This window comes from Sphingobium sp. EM0848 (assembly GCF_013375555.1).
GTDB lineage: Bacteria > Pseudomonadota > Alphaproteobacteria > Sphingomonadales > Sphingomonadaceae > Sphingobium.
This window is the reverse complement of sequence record NZ_JABXWB010000005.1, coordinates 1757502-1775724: the sequence shown is the minus strand read 5'-3', so window position 1 is coordinate 1775724 and position 18223 is coordinate 1757502. Positions and strand designations below refer to the sequence as shown.

Below are 18223 nucleotides of genomic sequence, written 5' to 3'. Positions count from 1 at the left end.
GATCAGGCCCTCTGGCTGGAGACGGAAACGATCTCGCCCGTCATGTAGGAGGACAGTTCGCTCGCCAGGAACAGCATGACATTGGCGATTTCCCACACTTCGGCGGGGCGCTTGAAGGCTTCCTTCTCGACCAGCAGGTCAAGGGTTTCTTGGCTGGTCACCTTGGCCAGGAAGGGGTGCATGGCGAGGCTGGGCGCGACCGCGTTGATGCGCACGCCATGCTCCGCCGCTTCGATGGCCGAGCAGCGGGTGAACGCCATGACGCCCGCCTTGGCGGCGGCATAATGGGCCTGACCCTTTTGCGCACGCCAGCCAAGGACCGAGGCGTTGTTGACCATCACGCCCGACTTGTTGGCATACATGTGCGGCAGGAAGGCGCGGGTCATGCGGAACAGCGAGGTCAGCGTGACGTCGAGCACCCGGTTCCACTGCTCGTCGGTCATGTCGACCACGTCGACCTCTCCGCCGAGGCCCGCATTGTTGATGAGCACGTCGACGCGGCCCAGCGCGGCCAGCGATGCATCGCGCAGGCCCTGCACAGCCTGTTCGTCAGTGACGTCACACACAAACGTCGCTGGCCGTTCCACACCCGCCTCATCGGCAATCCGGTCAGCAGCTTCGCCAAGGCGGCGTTCGTGGAAATCGCTGATGAGGAGCTTCGCGCCTTCTTCCGCGGCGCGCTTGGCGACGGCAAAGCCGATGCCGGTGCCCGCAGCGGCGGTGACAACGACAGTCTTGCCCTTCAGCAAGCCGCGCGGCGTGGGGTAGGGCGGAACGGGGGAAGTCGGGGTCATGCTGCGTCCTCGAAAATGATGGTGGCCAGTGTCTCGCGATGCTGGTCGGGGGAACCCAGCCAGCTTGCGCTCGCACGGGCGCGCTTGAAATAGAGATGGGCGTGATGTTCCCAGGTGAAGCCGATGCCGCCATGGAGCTGGATCGCATCGCCGGTGACGGAGCGGCAGGCGTCGGAGACATAGCTGCGTGCGACGGCGCAGGCTTCGGCCAGCTCGTCGCCATTTTCGTCAATGGCGGCGGCGGCATAATAGGCAGCGGAACGCGAAGCTTCCACCAGCAGCATCATGTCGGCCAACATATGCTTATAGGCCTGGAAGGAACCGATCAGGCGGCCGAACTGCGCCCGCTGCTGCGCATAGTCGACCGTGGCGTCGAGGCTATATTGCGCAACGCCGGTCTGCTCGGCCGCGAGCAGGCCCGCGCCGATCGTGAGCGTGCGGTCGATGGCGGCCCTGGCGCTGCCGGGTGCGCCCAACAGTTGCTCCGGCGCTACCGCGCAATCGAAGGTCAGTCGCGCAAAACGGCGGGTACGGTCGAGGCTCGGCAGCGGTTCGATGACCAGTCCCGGTGTGCCCGCTTCCAGCACGATGAGGCCGTCATCTGCCGTGGCCACGACGATCAGTTCCGCCATAGGGGCGAAGGTCACGAAACCCGCGGTGCCGGTCAGCCGCCCGTCCAAGAGCGTCGGGCGATCTGCTGTTCCGGCGAAACAGGCACGCGTACCCGACGCCAGCCGGGGGAGGAGCGCTGACTGCTGCCCCTCATTTCCGGCCGCCAGCACGGCCTGCACCGCCAGCACGGCCGTCTCGAAAAAGGGCACGGGCGCCAGCACGCGGCCCATTTCTTCGAGCACCAGCGCCATTTCCACTGCGCCCAGCCCCAGCCCGCCATGGCTTTCCGGCACCATCAGTCCGGCAAAACCCATCTCCGCAAGGCCGCCCCAGAGCGTTTCGTCAAAGCCGGTCGGACCTTCGACCGCGGCCCGTACCGTATCGGCGCTGGCCGCGTCGGTCAGGAAGTCGCGGGCGGCCTCCTGAATAGCGCGCTGGTCGTCGCTGAGCGCGAAGTCCATCAGGCCCCCCCGTAGACCGGCTTGGCGGGCTCGCGGGTTTCGATCAGCTTGCGGACGATTGGGTCCAGCTCGCTCGCCACGAAGCGGGTGCCCTTTTCATGGGCCGGGCTGTCGGTCCAGCCCTGCGACAGGAAGATCGTGCCGCCCTTCAGTTCGAACACCTGGCCGGTCACGCCCTTCGACTGTTCGGACACCAGATAGGCGACCAGCGGCGCCATGTTTTCAGGCGCGAACACATCGAATTCGCCTGCCTTCACATCCATATCGAAGGCGCCGGTGTCGGTCATGCGAGTGCGGGCATTGGGGGCCAGCGCATTGGCGGTGACGCCCAGGCGCGCCAGTTCCGCGGCCTGCACCAGGGTCAGCGATGCGATGCCGCCCTTGGCCGTCGAATAGGCCGACTGGCCGATCGACCCCTGAAGGCCGGCACCGCTGGTCGTGTTGATGATGCGGGCATCGACCGGATTGCCTGCCTTGGCCTGCGCGCGCCAATATTCGGCGGCATGGCGGCTGGTGCAGAAATGACCGCGCAAATGGACGCGGATCACTGCATCCCATTCCTCAGGCGAGCAGGTGAAGAACATGCGGTCGCGCACGAAACCGGCATTGTTGACCACGGCATGCAGCGCGCCGAAGCTGTCGAGCGCCTGTTCAACCATGCGCTTACCCGCATCCCAGTCGGCGACGTCATCGGTGTTGGCGACCGCTTCGCCGCCCAGGCTACGGATTTCGTCGACCACCTGTTCGGCTGCGCCCTTGGTCAGTCCCGCCTCACCATGGGTGCCGACGCCCAGATCGTTGACCACGACCTTGCAGCCTTCCGCCGCCAGACCCAGCGCATAGGCCTTGCCCAAGCCGTTGCCGGCCCCGGTGACGATCGCAACACGTCCTTCGCAGATACCCACTTATACTACTCCTTCATTGCGCTGCGACGGGGATCAGCAGATGCTGGCTTGTGTCCCCCACCAGATCGAGCAGCGAATAATCCCGCTGCGAAAAGCGCCATTGTCCGTTCTCCCGGACAAGGGCGTCATGATAACGGCCTGCGCAGATCGCCTGCAGGGGCAGGTCCGGCGTGGCCTGAAAAACGGTGTAGTAGGACCGGCAGGTCGCGGTTCCGGCTTTCTCATCAATCTCGATGATCGGATTGGTGATGACATGCTTGGTGCGCGGCGTGCCGCAGGGGTAGAGGCGCACATGCGCGCGCCACAGCGCCAGCATTGGGGCGGCACCTTCGACTTCCTCGCCGCCGGTCCTGATCCGAGCCTTGTTGAACAGGGCGGCGACTTTTTCCAGCTCGCCCGCATCCATCAACTCGGCATAAAGGTAGAGCAGATTAGTGATGGCTGTCGCGTCGTTCATGCACGTCCCTCCCGCTGCGCCGCCTGCTGTTCGCGCCTGGCAGCCGTTTCTCCCGTGAGCCGCACCGCCACGGCGTCCGACCGGATGCGTTGCCGGTCCGGTTCGGGCGCGATCAGCGGCTCAGCCTCGACCAGTTCCGTCAGTGCGGCTTTGCCAAGCTTCTGATATTCGCCCTCGCCGTCATTCTTCCACGTCACCTGATGCGGTTCGAAGCTCTTGATGATTTTCGCCGGATTGCCCGCGACCAGACTGCGCGGAGGCGTCTGCATGTCCGACTTCACAAGGCTCAGGGCCGCGACCAGATTTTCCGCCCCGATCACTGCATTATCGAGCACCACCGCGTTCATGCCGACCAGACTGTTCTCACCAATCTCGCAGCCATGGATGATGGACCCGTGCGCGATGGTCGCGCCCCGGCGGATGATCGTGTCGCGCAGCTGGTTGGCATGGACGGTCACGCTGTCCTGTATGGAGCTGTCGCCCTCCACCACGATCCGCCCGAAATCGCCACGCAGGGACGCGCCGGGTGCGATGAAGCAGCCCGGCCCGACGATCACGTCCCCGATCAGCGACGCCAGCGGATGGACGTAGCTGGTCGGGTCGACCACGGGAACGATCCCCTGATAGGCGTAGCAGGGCATCGCCCTTACAGCCGCTCGATGATGGTAACGTTGGCCTGCCCGCCGCCTTCGCACATGGTCTGGAGACCGTAGCGCCCACCGGTCCGCTCCAGCGCGCCCAGCAGCGACGTCATCAGCCGCGCGCCGGTCGCGCCGATGGGATGGCCCAGCGCAATGCCGCCGCCCTGCACATTGACCTTCTCATGCGGGATATCCAGTTCCTTCATCCAGGCGAGCGGGATGCTGGCGAAGGCCTCGTTGCATTCGAACAGGTCGATGTCGCTCACTGACATCCCTGCCTTCTTGAGCGCATATTGTGTCGCCGGGATCGGGCCGGTCAGCATCCACACGGGATTGGCGGCGCGCACGGAAAGGTGGTGGATGCGGGCGCGGGGTTTCAGGCCATGCTCCTTCACGGCGCGCTCGCTGGCGATCAGCAGCGCGGCGGAACCGTCGCAATTCTGGCTCGCGACGCCGGCGGTGATGACACCGCCTTCGCGCACGGGGTTGAGGCCGGCCAGGCCCTCCAGCGTGGTGGTCGGGCGGATCGTCTCGTCCTTCGCCAGCCCTTCAAGGGCCACGACTTCCCGGTCGAACCAGCCATTGTCCCAGGCAGCCTGCGCGCGCTGGTGGCTGGCGAGGCTGAACCGCTCCATCGCCTCGCGGCTGATGCCCCATTTCTCCGCGATCATCTCGGCCGAGCGGATCTGGTTCACTTCCTCGTCGCCATAGCGCGCGTCCCAGCCTTTGGAGCCCTGGAACGGGCTGTCGAAGCCATAGGCTTGCCCCGCGAACATGGCGGCGGAGATCGGAATGGCGTTCATCGCCTGGCTGCCGCCCGCGACGACCAAATCCTGGGTGCCGCTCATCACGCCCTGTGCCGCGAAGTGGACGGCCTGCTGCGAGGAGCCGCACTGGCGGTCGATGGTGACGCCGGGCACTTCCTCGGGCATGCCCGCGACGAGCCAGGCGGTGCGGCCGATATCGCCCGCCTGCGGGCCGATCGTATCGCAGCAGCCCCAGACCACGTCATCGACCTGCGCCGGATCGATGCCGGTGCGCTTCACCAGCTCCCGGATCGGATGCGCGGCGAGATCGGCGGGATGGACGGCTGCAAGGCTGCCCTTCTTGCGGCCGATGGGCGAACGGACGGCGTCGACGATATAGGCTTCAGGCATGGTCATTCTCTCGTGCGAAGGTCTGGTCGGGACCATTGGGCTGGGTGAACAGCCGCTGGGCGATACGGGCGCGGTGGAAGGCGGGCGTGCCCCAGCTCTGGGTCAGCGCCAATGCGCGCTTCAGGAACAGGTGGACGTCGACTTCCCAGCTATAGCCCATCGCGCCATGCACCTGGATGGAGGCGCGGGCGGCCTTGTCGGCGGCTTCCAGCGCGACCAGCTTGGCATGGCTGATGCGGGCGCGGGCCTGAATGTCGCGATGGCCAATTTCGGCGGCGGCGGCCATGACGACCGGCCGGGCGAACTCGATTGCGACCTGCGCGGAGGCGAGGTGGTGCTTCACCGCCTGATAGCTGCCGATGGGCTTGCCGAACTGCTGGCGTTCCTTGGCATAGTCTACGCCCAGGTCGACGGCGCGCTGTGCAAGGCCAAGGCCCTGTGCGGCAGCGAAGAGCGCGGCGCGGTCCAGCGCGAGGTCCCAGTCTGCCTTGCCGAGCGGCGTGGCGTTGGCGGCGTCCCATTCCACCTTGAACAGACGGCGGAAGGGGTCGATCACGGGCTGCGCAACCAGAGTCACCTGATCGGGTGTGGCGAGATAGGCCTCGCCATCTTTCTCCAGCAGGATCGCCGCCGCGCTGTCGGCATTGGCCACGAAGGGATTGACCTGATGGGCAATCGCGACGGTCGCCAGCGGATCGGCCAGCACCGCATGATCGGGCGCAAGGCTCGCCAGCATCGGCGCTGCGACGCCCGCGCTTTCCACCAGCGGTTCGGGCAGGGCGACATAGCCCGCTTCCTGCGCGATCAGGGCGAAGTCACTTTCGGCAAGGCCAAGGCCGCCCGCGCTTTCCGGAAGCAGCACCAGCGTCAGGCCGGTTTCGACGATCGAGGCCCAACGGGCATCTTCACGGGCGACACCCGCTTCCATCATCTTGCGCCAATGGTCGGGCGTGCAGCTATCGGCAAAGAGTGTCCGCGCCGTCTCCGCGAACATCAGCTGTTCGTCGCTGAGGGTGAAATCCATGTCCGCCCTCCTTAGCGCGGCAGGCCGAGCATGCGCTCGGCAATGATGTTGCGCTGGATCTCGTTCGATCCGGCATAAATCGGCCCGGCGAGCGAGAAGATATAATCGTCCAGCCAGTCGTGCGTGCCCGGCGGCGGGATCAGCTCCGCCTCCGATCCCAGGATCGAGAGCGCGGTCTGGTGCAGATCGATATCCATCTCCGACCAGAAAATCTTGTTGGTGCTGGCTTCAGGCCCGATCTTGGCGCCCGCCATCAGCCGCGAGGCGGTCTGGTAGATGGAAAGCGCATAGGCATCCGCGTTCATGTGCGCACGCACCACATCGGCTTCCAGAATCGGATCGGCCGTTTCCTTGTTAGCCCGCCACAGCTGCGCCAGCTTGGCTGCGGCAACCTGATAACGGGCAGGGGAGCGTAGCATGAGGCCACGCTCGAAACCGGCGGTCGCCATGCAGATATGCCAGCCCTGACCTTCGTCACCCAGACGGTTGAAGGCAGGGACGCGCACATTCTCCAGGAAGATTTCCGCAAAGCCGACATGGCCGTTGATCTTCTTGATCGCGTTCACCGTCACGCCCGGCGCATTGAGCGGGAAGAAGATGAGGCTCATCCCCTTGTGCCGTTCCGTCCCCGGCGTGCGGAACAGGCCAAAGGCCCAGTCCGCGAACACGGCGCGCGATGACCAGATCTTGTGGCCGTTCAGTACATAGTCGTCGCCCTCCAGCACGCAGGTTGAGCGTACCCCGGCAAGGTCGGACCCCGCCTGTGGCTCGGACCATGCCTGCGCCCAGATTTCCTCGCCGCTCGCCATGGGGGGCAGGAAGCGCTGCTTCTGCTCATGCGTACCGAACTCGATCAGCGTGGGGCCGAGCAGGAAGATGCCGTTCTGGTTGACGCGGCCGGGTGCCCCGGCGCGATAATATTCCTCCTCGAAGATCAGCCACTGGATCAGGTCAAGGCCGCGTCCACCATATTCCTTGGGCCATGTCACCATGCCCCAATCGCCGGTCTTCAGCGTCTTTTCCCATTCACGATGGGCCTCAAAGCCCTCACGTGTGGCGTCATAATGTTCCAGCGGCGCCTCGGGTACATGGGCTTCCAGCCATGCGCGCACCTCAGCCCGGAACGCCTGCTGCTCGGGAGTGTAAGTCAGGTCCATCAGAATTTCGCTGCCTTGCCGGTTTCCACAAAGGCGTCGCGCGCCTTCTGGCTGTCCTCATGCATGTACATTTCGAGGGTGAAGCCCTGTTCCCAGCGATAGCCGCGATCGACGTCGCGGGCTTCGAGGCCATTGAGCGCTTCCTTGGCGATCACCAGCGCCTTTCGCGACTTGGACGCGACCAGCGCGGCAAAGGCGCGGGCTTCGGTTTCGAGATCGGCACGGGCCACGACCTTCTCGACCGCGCCGAGACGATAGGCTTCCTGCGCGGGGATATTGCCGCCGGTGAAGAAGGCTGCGCGGACCTTGTGCAGTGGCAGCATGCGCGACATGTGGCTCGCCCCGCCCATCGCGCCGCGATCGATTTCCGGCAGCGCGAAGAAGGCATCGTCCGCCGCGATGATCGTGTCGGACGCGCCGCAAATGCCGATGCCGCCGCCGATCACGAATTTGTGGACCGCGACCACGACCGGGATCTCGGCCTCGTGGATCGCCTTGAAGGTCAGGTAATTGCCACGATTGAGGTAAGGGATGCGCTCGGGATGAGCCTGCATCTCCTTGATGTCGACACCACCGCAGAAACCGCGCCCTTCGGCACGGATCAGGATGCAGTGAACGTCCTCGTTGCGCGCCGCCTCGCTGATGATCCTGGGCAGGCTGTTCCAGGTTTCACTGTCAAAGGCGTTGACCGGCGGCACGTCAAAGACGATTTCCGCGACCCGGTCCTGGATAGTGCAAGTAATCGGCATCTTTTATCTCCTCAGACCGCCGGGGCGGTTTCGCGGCCCAGCGTGGCGAGTGCGGCCAGACGCTCATGCGCCTCCTCCACAATGCGGTCGACCAGTTGCTGGCAGCTTGGAATTTCGTTGATGCGCCCGCCGACCACGCCCGTCGCCATCACGCCATATTCGATATCGCCGTCGACCACCGCCTTCTGGATCAGCATCGGCATGGTCGCGGCCATCATCGCCTGTTTGAGCGGCATTGCGCCATGGGCCGTCATGCCGCGGGCCGACTGGATGAGGCCCAGCCAGCTTGCGCCGGTCTGCTTCTTCATCGCCATGCTGGCCTCGATGGCGCGCAACCACATGCCGAGCTTGCCGGACTTTTCGATCCGGTCCATCAGCTTCGTGGCGATCATCCGCTGCGGAATCCCGTCCAGCTTGGTGGTGACGATGATGCGATCCGTGCTGGCCTTCAGATATTCCGCCTTGGCACTGTCGGGCACCGGGCTTTCCTTGGTCAGCAGGAAACGTGTGCCCATGGCGATACCCACCGCACCATAGGCCAGCGCCGCCGCAAGGCCTCGTCCGTCGGCAAAGCCTCCGCTGGCGATCACCGGCACCTTCACCGCGTCCAGCACCTGCGGCAGCAGCACAGTGGTCGGCACCGATCCGGTATGGCCGCCGCCTTCACCGCCCTGCACGTTGACCATGTCGACGCCGAGTTCGACCATTTTCTGCGCATGCTTGACCGCGCCCACGGTCGGCACGCAGAGAATGCCCGCATCCTTGAAGCGCGCGATCATCTTGGCGTTCGGCCCGCGGCCAAAGCTGACGGCGCGCACCTGATCCTTGTTGGCAAGGATCAGCTCGACAATCTGGTCGGCGCCGGGCTGGAACATGTGGAAGTTGACGCCGAAGGGCCGGTCGGTCCCGCGCCGCACCGTCAAGATCTTCTCCCGCGCCTCATCAGGCGTCATCACAGCCGCGCCGAGGAAGCCAAAGGCTCCGGCATTGCTGGAACCGATGACGAGCGAGGGTTCGGCCACCCATCCCATGGCGGTCTGGATGATCGGCCAGCGGCAGCCCAGCCGCTCGGTCATGATCGTGTGCAGCGGGTCGCCCATCAGCCTTCGCCTGCCTCTTTCTTGTTTGCGGCCGCCATCGCCTTGGCATCGAGGCCCGCGATGCTGTTGCCCTGCGTCAGGTCATTCTGGGCATGGGCGAAATGGTGCATGTGATAGACCGCCTCCATCGCATTGCGTTTGCCCATCAGTTCCTCGACATGGTTGACCGCCTGCTTGGTCAGCCAGTTGCCAAGGCGCGGTTGCGCGACCAGCTTGGCCGCCATCGCCGCGACAGTCTCGCGTAGTGTCTCGCGCGACACGACCTTGTTCACCATTCCGAACTGCTCGGCGCGCTGGGCGCTCATGCGCTCGCCCAGCAGCAGGAACTCCTTGGCGATGCGTGGTGGGAGCTCATAGGCGTGGGCGAAATATTCGACGCCCGGAATGCCCATGCGGTTGACCGGGTCCTGAAAGAACGCATCGTCAGACGCGACGATGAGGTCGCACACCCATGCGAGCATCAGCCCGCCTGCGACGCAGGCGCCTTGCACCATGGCGATGGTTGGCTTGGCGACATCGCGCCAGCGCCGGCACATGCCGACATATTGCTCTTTCTCACGCGTGTAGAGCAGTTCCGCCGCCGGCTTGTTGACATGGGTCGGCACCATCAGCCGGTTCTCGAACTGCTTGTGCAGATCGCGTCCCGGCGTGCCGATGTCATGGCCGGCGGAGAAATGCTTGCCGTTCCCGCCCAGTACGATGCAGCGGACGTCATCGTCGTTCGTCGCCCGGATGAAGGCGTCATCCAGCGCATAGGTCATCTGCCCGTTCTGGGCATTGTTGAAGCCCGGCCGGTTCAGCATGATCCATGCGACATTGTCGATCACCTCATAGGTGACCGGCTGGTCGGTTTCGTAGACGATGTCGACCTTCTGCGGTTCGACCAGGCGATCGGCTTCGTTCATCATGCCCTCCTTGCAGGCGGATTGTCCTTGATGACGGATGCACGGATATTGTGCGGGTCGAGGCTGGCGATGATGTCCAGCGCCTCTGCGCCCGGCAGCGGGGTCTCGACAATGTCGCCCTTCTCCAGCGGGAAGCCGGTCGCTTCCTGCACTTCCTCGAAGGTGACGCCCGGATGCAGGGACACGACGCGGATCGCATTGTCCTTGCCGCCGAAATCCATAACGCACAGGTTGGTGACGATCACGCGCAGGTCGACGCCCGAATAATTGCCGCCCGGAACCCGCTTGGCCGGATTATAGCCCACGCCCGACACCATGTCGACCTCACCCGCCACAAAGGTCCGCGCCGTATGCGCCGGGAAGAAGAAGCTGTTGGTGTGATAGATGGTGTTGCCCGGAAAGCCGCGCACGCCCAGCATCTGCGTTTTGGGCTTGTCGTAGGTGCCGCCCAGATAGCTGAGGTTGATCTGGCCGAAGCGGTCGAGCTGGGTCGGCGTCACCATGGCATGGCGGCGACCGGTCCACACCGCGCTGTCGAAAAAGCGCGAGAAGGGCAGGTAGCCCGCTGCCTTGCGGTCGTCATAGCCGCGCGGTCCCAACGGCACCGGCTGCTCGACCAGATAGGCTTCGCCATCGGTCATCATCAGTTCCGGGCTGTGGGTCAGCTTGGCGAGGCTCGCGGCCAGGCGCGGCACAGGGCCGACGCCGGTGGCAATGATTTCGCCATTGTTGCGGAAAGCCTCCGAACAGGCGAAGATGCAGAGTTCTGCGAGAGATAGTTCAGTCATCAGAATATCGGGAGCGGAAGAGCCGCCACCGCCTCCTTTCCGCCAATGCTTTCCAGATAGGCTTCCTCGGTCGCGCCGACGAAACGGTCGGCCACGGCCGCCCAGTCGCCCGGTTCCCGTGCCGCGTCGGCATAGGCCTTGAACGCCTTCATGTCCCAGCCATAGGCTGGCGGCATGGAGCTGGGATGCGCGCCGCAGGGCATGTTGACGACGCCGCTCACAAAGCAGCGTTCGAACACGTTGTGCTGCGCCTCGTCCGGATAATGGTCTTCCATCCGGTCGACCAGTTCCTCGGTGGATACATAGGTCCTGGCAGCGGCCTTCGCGAACCATTCGTCATAATAGGTGTCGGCGCCGAACAGATGGACATTGCCGCGCCAGTCGCTGCGGTTGACGTGGATCAGTGCCGCGTCCAGCTTCAGTGCGGGCATGGCGACCAGCGTTTCCGCGTCCGCATAGGGCGACTGCACGGTCTTGAGACCACCCAGTTCGGCAAGATCAGTGCCAAGGCCCACGCGGGTTGGCAGGAAGGGCAGGCCGAAGGCAGCGGCCTTCAGACCCCACTGGAACATGCCTTCGTCCAGTTCGAGCACCTCGATCTGGCCGCTTTCGCGTGCCTTGCGGAACCAGGGTTCCAGCGGAATGGCGTCGAGAGAGACGAAAGCGAAGATGAGCTTCTTCACCTTGCCCGCCGCGCAGAGCATGCCCACATCGGCGCCGCCATAGGCGACGACGGTCAGGTCCTTGAGGTCCGAACGCAGGATTTCCCGCACCAGTGCCATCGGCTTGCGGCGCGGGCCCCAGCCTCCGATACCGATCGTCATGCCGTCCGCCAAGGACGCAACCACGTCCCGCGCCGACATCCGCTTGTCCAAAGTCGCTGTCGTCATATTACTCACTTTCATGAGCCCATTTGTGGCCCCAATCGCTTACCGACAGACTGGTCGTCGGCACCCAGCTGGCGGGGTCGATCACCAACCCGTTCCAGCCATATTCAATGTCGAAACCGCTCGGTGTCTGCATGTAGAAGGACGTCATCTTGTCGTTGACATGACGTCCCAGCGTCGCGGAAAGCGGCACTTTCCCCTTGCTCTTGAGCACGCGGTCATAGGCACGGCCGACATCTTCCAGACTACCCACTTCCAGCATCATGTGCACCGCGCCATTGGGGCTTTCGGGCAACTGGCCGAGGGCAAGGCTGTGATGCCGTCCGTTGCAGTGGAGGAAGGCGAAACCGACACCGGGATCGTCCGGGCCGCCTCCCATCAGGTAGAAACGGCCAAGGTCGGTGTCGCCGAACCCCATGACATCCTTGTAGAAGGCGTGGGCCTCTTCGAAATTGGGTGCTGTCAGCACGACATGGCCCAAGCCCATGTCGCCATTGTCTCCGGTGACGAAGCGGCTGACGCCCGCGGGCGAAATGAAAGGGGCGTAGTCGACAAAGCGGCCGTAGAAGACCTCCATCGGATTGCCCGCCGGGTCCGACGAGCGCGCCAGTTCATAGACCTGCCGCGCGCGGGCCTCCATGACGCCAGCGCGTTCCACCGGACGGCCTGCCGATTCGAGTTTCGCAATGACTGATTCGAAGGAGTCGCGATCCGCGCATTCCCAGCCCGGTGCGACGAACGCATTGCGTTCACCCTTCTGCACCCACAGGCGATAGGGGCGATCGTCCATGCGGAACAGCGCCACATCCTCCCGTGCTGAAGGGGCAGCCATCAGCCCCGCGATATTGCAGGCAAAATCCTGCCACGACGCCAGATCCTGCGTCTCCACGATTACATAGCCTAGCGAAATCACTGCCATTTCTGCCGCCTCGCCCTCTCGTCCTTTGTTCTCGGCATAAGCCTTGAAATCCGATGTCGCTGCCAGAAGCTTCTCATCTTACGCAATTCCTATCGATACCATGCATCCCATTCCATGAATATGATGCTTCGATATGCTTTGCGTAACGCGCTTATGGCAATTCGTTCCAGATCGGCCTATAAGCATCGAGCAAAATGCGCAAGCCCTCTTTGCCTTGACAGTTTGCGTAATAACAAATTATATCGGCTACGCATATAGCGAATTTTACATGAGTCGTCCGAATTGGAGAAGATAATGACCGGGGCAATAGCAAGACCGTCCGGCGAGGCGGATGCAGGGGTGCCGTCAGCTGAAAGCCTGATCGCAAAGGCGAAGGCCATGATTCCCATCCTGCGCGAACGGGCGCGGGCCTGCACCCTGGGTCATGACGTGCCCAAGGAAAGCGTGGAGGAAATGAAGGAGGCGGGTTTCTTCCGCATTCTGCAGCCTAAGCGCTACGGCGGCTATGAAATGCATCCCAATGTCTTCTTCGAAGTACAGAAGGCTTTGGCGGAAGGCTGCATGTCCACCGGCTGGATCTACGGCGTGCTGGGCTGTCATCCCTATGAGCTGGCGCTGTTCCATGACGAGGCGCAGAAGGAAGTCTGGGGCGATAATCCCGACATGCTGGTGTCGTCCACCTATCAGCCGGTCGGCAAGGTGGAGAAGGTTGAGGGCGGATTCTACCTGTCCGGGCGCTGGGGCTTCTCCTCCGGATCGACCCATTGCGGCTGGGTATTGCTGGGTGCGATCAACTTCGACACCGATGGCGGTCCGCCCGACATGCGCACCTTCCTGCTTCCCCGCTCCGACTATCAGGTGATCGAAGGGACGTGGGACGTTTTCGGCCTTCAGGGCACCGGCAGCTTCGACATCCTCGTCGAGCGCGTGTTCGTCCCCGAACATCGCACCCATCGCGCCGCTGATGGTTTTGCCTGCAAGAATCCGGGGCAGGAAGCCAATACCGGCCCACTCTATCGCATGCCCTGGGCGCAGCTGTTCACCCGCTCGGTGTCGTCCGCAGCCTTCGGCGGCGCGCGGAACGCGATCAACGCCGCGATCGAGATCATGCAGAGCCGCGTGTCGACCAATACCGGCAAGGCGTCGAAGGCAGACCCGAACCTGCACGCCGCCATTGCCCGCGCGATCGCGGAAACCAGCGAAATGGACCTCACGCATCGCACGACCTTCAACGAACTGATGGATTATGCGGAGCGCAATGAAGCGATCCCGATGGAACGGCGCGCGCTCTTCGCCTATCAGTCGGCCAGCGTTGTGCGCCGTCTGGCGGATCTTGTCGACGATATGGTGAAGCTGCTGGGCGGCCGGGCGGTCTATATGTCCAGCCCGATCCTCCAACCCTGGCTCGACCTGCACGCCGCCCGCGCGCACGTCGCCAACGACCCCGCCAATCGCACCAGCGATGTGGTCGGGACGATGCTCGGCGAGTCGCCGGCCTTCACCTTCATCTGAGGAGACACGGGATGGCGAACGATATCATCAGCAAGACCTATCGCGTTTCGGGTGACCATGACATCGTGGTTGCGGAAGCCGGCTCCGGCCCCGCCGTGGTGTTCATCCACGGCAGCGGTCCGGGCGCGTCGGGCCAGTCCAATTTCCGGCAGAATGTGCAGGCTTTCGTGGACGGCGGTTTCCGCGTCATCCTGCCCGACCTGATCGGCTATGGCGCTTCATCGAAGCCGGAAGGGATCGATTATACGCTCGATCTGTTCACCAACACCCTCTACGAAGCGCTGGTCGCTCATGGCATCGAAAAGGCGACCCTGATCGGTAATTCGCTGGGCGGCGGCATCGCGATCCAGATGGCGATGGATCATCCGGAGTTCGTCGACCGGCTGATCCTGATGGCGCCGGGCTGCATCCATGAGCGGGAGGAATATTTCAAGATGCCGGGCATCGCCGGCATGGTCAGTTCCTTTGGCGGTCCGGACTTCAACGAAGAGGAACAGCGCCGCCTCATCACCAATCTGGTATATGATCCGGTCCATGTCACCGATGCGCTGGTCAAGGAACGCTTCGCCGTTGCCCGGACCCAGCCCAAGGACGTCATTGTACGGATGCGCACGCCCAATCTGGCGCCGCGCCTTGGCGAACTCAAAATGCCGATCCAGCTTTTCTGGGGCTATAATGAGCGCTTCATGCCGCTGGAGGGCATCAATCTCTTCTTCGAAGCCTGCCCGGACGTGCGCTGTGTGACCTTCAATAAGGTCGGCCATTGGGTGCAGGTGGAGCGAGCCGATGAGTTCAACCGCTACTCGCTTGAATTCCTCCATGGCTAGCGCAGCTGTCATGACGGCTTCCCAAGAGGATGTTACCATGGGTTTTCGCGGGGCCATGCGTCGTCTGGCGTCTGGCGTCGCGATCATCACGGCAAAGGGGGATGAGGGCCCGGTCGGCATGGCGGCAACCTCTATCACCTCGCTGACGGTGGAGCCGCCTGCGGTGCTGGTGTGCATCAACCAGTCGGCAGGCATTCACCCCAGCCTCTCGCCAGGTTGCCCGATCAGCGTTAACATCCTTTCGCGTCACCAACGGGACGTGTCGGCCGCCTTCGGCGGTGCTGTGCCGCGGGACAAGCGTTTCGAGGTGGGGCAGTGGGTGCCCGACCGGCACGACCTGCCGATGCTGGACGAGGCGCAGGCCAATCTGGCCTGCACCATCTTCAGCATGACACCCTTCGGGACGCACAGTATCGTCATCGCGCGCGTGGAGGCGGTACGCCTCAGCGACGCGGTGGATCCTCTCATCTATCAGGATGGAGCCTATTTGTGAGCGACATCGCCGACCAAAGCCTGAACGATACACTGGCCGATGAACTCTATCGCGCGCTGCGTGACGGGCGCACGGTTTCGCCGCTGATGGGCCGTTATCCGCAGCTCACCATCGATGACGCCTATGCCATTTCGCTGGGCGCGCTGGAGAAGCGCAAGGCCGATGGCGAACGCGTCGTCGGCAAGAAGATCGGCGTCACCTCGAAGGCGGTGCAGGACATGCTGGGCGTGCATCAACCCGACTTCGGCTTCCTGACCGACCGGATGTTCGTGGAAGGCGATATCGATGTCGCGGGCAATGGCCTGATCCAGCCCCGCGCCGAGGCTGAAATCGGCTTCATCCTGAAGGACAGCCTGAAGGGGCCGGGCGTTACGGCGAGCCAAGTGATCGCTGCGACGGAGGCCATCGTCCCCTGTTTCGAAATCGTCGACAGCCGCATTCAGGACTGGAAGATCGGCATTGTCGATACCGTCGCGGACAACGCCTCCTGCGGCGTCTACGTGCTGGGCGAGGCCCGCGCCGATCCACGTGAGCACGACCTCCCCAATCTCCACGTTACCGTGACCAAAAATGGTGAGCCGCTGTCCGAAGGCTATGGTCACGCGGTTCAGGGTTCCCCGGCGGAGGCGGTGGCGTGGCTCGCCAATACGCTGGGCGCCTATGGCGTGACGCTGGAGGCAGGTGACGTAATCCTGTCGGGCAGTCTTGTGCCGCTGGAGCCTGCCAAGGCGGGCGATGTGTTTGAAATGCAGCTGCATGGCGTTGGTGCCTGCACCGCGCGCTTCGTTTGAGGAGTTATGAGATGACTGGCAAGGTCAAGGCAGCGATCATCGGGTCGGGCAATATCGGCACCGACCTGATGATCAAAATGATCAAATATCCGCAGAATATGGAACTGGTGGCGGTCGTCGGCATCGACGAAGCCTCCGAGGGCCTGGCCATGGCCCGCGAGCGTGGCGTTGCGACGACCCATGAAGGCATTGAAGGCCTGAAGAAGATGGACGTCTATCCTGAGATCGGGATCGTCTTCGACGCGACCTCGGCCTATGCGCACAAGGTCCATGACGCCGCGCTGCGCGCCGACGGCAAGCAGGTGGTGGACCTCACCCCTGCCGCCATCGGTCCTTACACCATCCCGACCGTCAATGGCGAAGCCAATCTCGATGCCGGAAACGTCAACATGGTGACCTGCGGCGGTCAGGCGACGATCCCGATGGTTGCTGCGGTGAGCCAGGTCGCGACCGTCCATTATGCCGAGATCGTGGCGTCGGTGTCCTCGCGTTCCGCAGGCCCCGGCACCCGTGCCAATATCGATGAGTTCACCCGTACAACCGCTGGCGCTATCGAAAAGGTTGGCGGCGCGGCGCAGGGCAAGGCGATCATCATCCTGAACCCCGCCGAACCGCCGATGATCATGCGTGATACGGTTTTCACCCTCTCCGAGGGTGCCGACGAGGAAACCATTCGCGCCTCGGTCGAGGCGATGGTGAAGAAGGTTCAGGCCTATGTGCCCGGCTATCGCCTGAAGCAGGAAGTGCAGTTCGAGCGCTTTGGTGATAATAACAAGCTGAAGATCCCCGGCCGTGGTGAGTTCACCGGCGTCAAGACGATGATCCTGCTCGAGGTCGAAGGGGCGGGCGATTACCTCCCCAGCTATTCGGGCAATCTCGATATCATGACCGCCGCCGCCAAGGCGACCGGCGAGCTGCTGGCGCAGCGCATTGCAGAAGGAAAGAAGGTGGCGGCCACCGGCTCGCTTGCCGAGACGGAGAATTAAGAGATGAGCAGCACCAAGTTCAACGTCGAGGCAGGCGACAAGCTCTACATCCAGGACGTCACCCTGCGCGATGGCATGCACGCCATCCGCCACATGTATGGCATCGACCATGTGAAGGCGATCGCCAAGGCGCTGGACGATGCCGGCGTGGACGCGATCGAAGTGGCCCATGGCGACGGTCTCAACGGCGCCAGCTTCAACTATGGGTTCGGCGCGCATACCGACTGGGAATGGCTGGAAGCGGTTGCCTCGGTGCTGACCAGGTCGGTCCTCACCACCCTCATCCTGCCCGGCGTGGGCACGGTCGAGGAACTGAGGCGCGCCTATGATATCGGCGTGCGATCGGTTCGCGTCGCGACCCACTGCACCGAGGCTGACGTCTCCAAGCAGCATATCGGCATCGCCCGTGACCTTGGCATGGACGTGTCCGGCTTCCTGATGATGAGCCACATGATCGACGCCGAAAAGCTCGCCGAGCAGGCCGTGCTGATGGAAAGCTACGGCGCCCAATGCGTGTACGTCACCGACAGCGGCGGCGCGCTCGACATGGACGGGGTGAAGGCGCGGCTCGAGGCCTATGACCGCGTGCTGAAGCCCGAAACCCAGCGCGGCATCCACGCCCACCACAATCTCTCGCTGGGCGTCGCCAACTCGATCGTTGCGGCGCAGCAGGGTGCTGTGCGCATCGATGCTTCGCTGACTGGCATGGGCGCGGGTGCGGGCAATGCGCCGCTTGAAGTGTTCATCGCCGCCGCTGACCGCAAGGGCTGGAACCATGGCTGCGACGTCAACGCGCTGATGGACGCCGCCGAAGATCTGGTTCGTCCGTTGCAGGACCGCCCGGTCCGCGTCGACCGCGAAACCCTCGCTCTGGGCTATGCGGGCGTCTATTCCAGCTTCCTGCGCCACGCGGAAAAGGCGGCGGAGACTTACGGCCTCGATACCCGCACCATCCTGGTCGAACTCGGCCGCCGCAAGATGGTCGGCGGTCAGGAGGACATGATCGTCGACGTTGCCCTTGATATGCTCAAGGAGCGTGAGGCCACCGCCTGACCACA

At 63.7% G+C, this 18223-nt stretch carries 20 protein-coding genes; 6 read left to right on the top strand and 14 right to left on the bottom strand.

What is annotated here, in order from left to right; translation table 11 throughout:
* Positions 1–2 precede the first annotated feature (2 nt).
* Genes HUK73_RS26140 through HUK73_RS26075 form a run of 14 tightly spaced genes read right to left on the bottom strand, consistent with a single transcriptional unit; the run spans position 3 to position 12556 of the window.
* A complete protein-coding gene (locus tag HUK73_RS26140) occupies positions 3–794 on the bottom strand; it encodes an SDR family oxidoreductase (RefSeq protein ID WP_176594631.1) in 792 nt (263 codons plus the stop codon).
* A complete protein-coding gene (locus HUK73_RS26135) occupies positions 791–1867 on the bottom strand; it encodes an acyl-CoA dehydrogenase family protein (RefSeq protein ID WP_176594630.1) in 1077 nt (358 codons plus the stop codon). The genes HUK73_RS26140 and HUK73_RS26135 overlap by 4 nt, the downstream gene beginning before the upstream one ends.
* Complete coding sequence (locus HUK73_RS26130) at positions 1867–2772, bottom strand: SDR family oxidoreductase (protein WP_176594629.1); 906 nt, start codon at positions 2770–2772, stop codon at positions 1867–1869. The genes HUK73_RS26135 and HUK73_RS26130 overlap by 1 nt, the downstream gene beginning before the upstream one ends.
* A 13-nt stretch (positions 2773–2785) precedes the next feature.
* Complete coding sequence (locus HUK73_RS26125) at positions 2786–3229, bottom strand: nuclear transport factor 2 family protein (RefSeq protein WP_176594628.1); 444 nt, start codon at positions 3227–3229, stop codon at positions 2786–2788.
* The gene (locus tag HUK73_RS26120) at positions 3226–3870 is read right to left on the bottom strand and encodes a phenylacetic acid degradation protein PaaY (protein ID WP_176594627.1); all 645 of its coding nucleotides are present in this window, start codon (positions 3868–3870) and stop codon (positions 3226–3228) included. Before HUK73_RS26120 ends, HUK73_RS26125 begins: the two co-directional genes overlap by 4 nt.
* Positions 3871–3875: 5 nt before the next feature.
* On the bottom strand, positions 3876–5027 hold the full coding sequence (locus HUK73_RS26115; RefSeq protein WP_176594626.1) for an acetyl-CoA C-acetyltransferase: 1152 nt from the start codon (positions 5025–5027) through the stop codon (positions 3876–3878).
* Positions 5020–6051, bottom strand: coding sequence for an acyl-CoA dehydrogenase family protein (locus HUK73_RS26110; RefSeq protein WP_176594625.1), 1032 nt, complete (start codon positions 6049–6051; stop codon positions 5020–5022). The genes HUK73_RS26115 and HUK73_RS26110 overlap by 8 nt, the downstream gene beginning before the upstream one ends.
* Positions 6052–6062: 11 nt before the next feature.
* The gene (locus HUK73_RS26105; protein WP_176594624.1) at positions 6063–7208 is read right to left on the bottom strand and encodes an acyl-CoA dehydrogenase; all 1146 of its coding nucleotides are present in this window, start codon (positions 7206–7208) and stop codon (positions 6063–6065) included.
* Positions 7208–7957, bottom strand: a complete 750-nt coding sequence (locus HUK73_RS26100) for an enoyl-CoA hydratase family protein (protein WP_176594623.1) — start codon at positions 7955–7957, stop codon at positions 7208–7210. The genes HUK73_RS26105 and HUK73_RS26100 overlap by 1 nt, the downstream gene beginning before the upstream one ends.
* Before the next feature lie 11 nt (positions 7958–7968).
* Positions 7969–9057: a nitronate monooxygenase family protein gene (locus HUK73_RS26095; RefSeq protein WP_176594622.1), complete on the bottom strand. Its 1089-nt coding sequence runs from the start codon at positions 9055–9057 to the stop codon at positions 7969–7971.
* A complete protein-coding gene (locus HUK73_RS26090) occupies positions 9057–9965 on the bottom strand; it encodes an enoyl-CoA hydratase (RefSeq protein WP_255326558.1) in 909 nt (302 codons plus the stop codon). Before HUK73_RS26090 ends, HUK73_RS26095 begins: the two co-directional genes overlap by 1 nt.
* Complete coding sequence (locus HUK73_RS26085) at positions 9962–10750, bottom strand: CoA-transferase subunit beta (RefSeq protein WP_176594621.1); 789 nt, start codon at positions 10748–10750, stop codon at positions 9962–9964. The genes HUK73_RS26090 and HUK73_RS26085 overlap by 4 nt, the downstream gene beginning before the upstream one ends.
* On the bottom strand, positions 10750–11640 hold the full coding sequence (locus HUK73_RS26080; RefSeq protein ID WP_176594620.1) for a CoA transferase subunit A: 891 nt from the start codon (positions 11638–11640) through the stop codon (positions 10750–10752). Before HUK73_RS26080 ends, HUK73_RS26085 begins: the two co-directional genes overlap by 1 nt.
* 1 nt (position 11641) lies before the next feature.
* A complete protein-coding gene (locus tag HUK73_RS26075; RefSeq protein ID WP_176594619.1) occupies positions 11642–12556 on the bottom strand; it encodes a VOC family protein in 915 nt (304 codons plus the stop codon).
* Between the two features lie 294 nt (positions 12557–12850).
* Between HUK73_RS26075 and HUK73_RS26070 the strand changes: the two genes are divergently transcribed.
* From HUK73_RS26070 to dmpG, 6 genes are all read left to right on the top strand, one after another.
* Positions 12851–14068: an acyl-CoA dehydrogenase family protein gene (locus HUK73_RS26070; protein ID WP_255326557.1), complete on the top strand. Its 1218-nt coding sequence runs from the start codon at positions 12851–12853 to the stop codon at positions 14066–14068.
* 11 nt (positions 14069–14079) lie between these two features.
* Positions 14080–14895, top strand: a complete 816-nt coding sequence (locus tag HUK73_RS26065) for an alpha/beta fold hydrolase (protein ID WP_176594618.1) — start codon at positions 14080–14082, stop codon at positions 14893–14895.
* A 37-nt stretch (positions 14896–14932) separates the two neighbouring features.
* Positions 14933–15388 (top strand): flavin reductase family protein, encoded by a 456-nt coding sequence (locus HUK73_RS26060; protein ID WP_176594617.1) that lies wholly within the window; start codon positions 14933–14935, stop codon positions 15386–15388.
* Positions 15389–15474: 86 nt separating this feature from the next.
* Positions 15475–16179 (top strand): fumarylacetoacetate hydrolase family protein, encoded by a 705-nt coding sequence (locus HUK73_RS26055; protein ID WP_176594844.1) that lies wholly within the window; start codon positions 15475–15477, stop codon positions 16177–16179.
* Between the two features lie 11 nt (positions 16180–16190).
* Positions 16191–17165 (top strand): acetaldehyde dehydrogenase (acetylating), encoded by a 975-nt coding sequence (locus tag HUK73_RS26050; RefSeq protein ID WP_176594616.1) that lies wholly within the window; start codon positions 16191–16193, stop codon positions 17163–17165.
* A 3-nt stretch (positions 17166–17168) separates the two neighbouring features.
* Positions 17169–18218: a 4-hydroxy-2-oxovalerate aldolase gene (dmpG, locus tag HUK73_RS26045; protein WP_176594615.1), complete on the top strand. Its 1050-nt coding sequence runs from the start codon at positions 17169–17171 to the stop codon at positions 18216–18218.
* Positions 18219–18223: the final 5 nt, after the last annotated feature.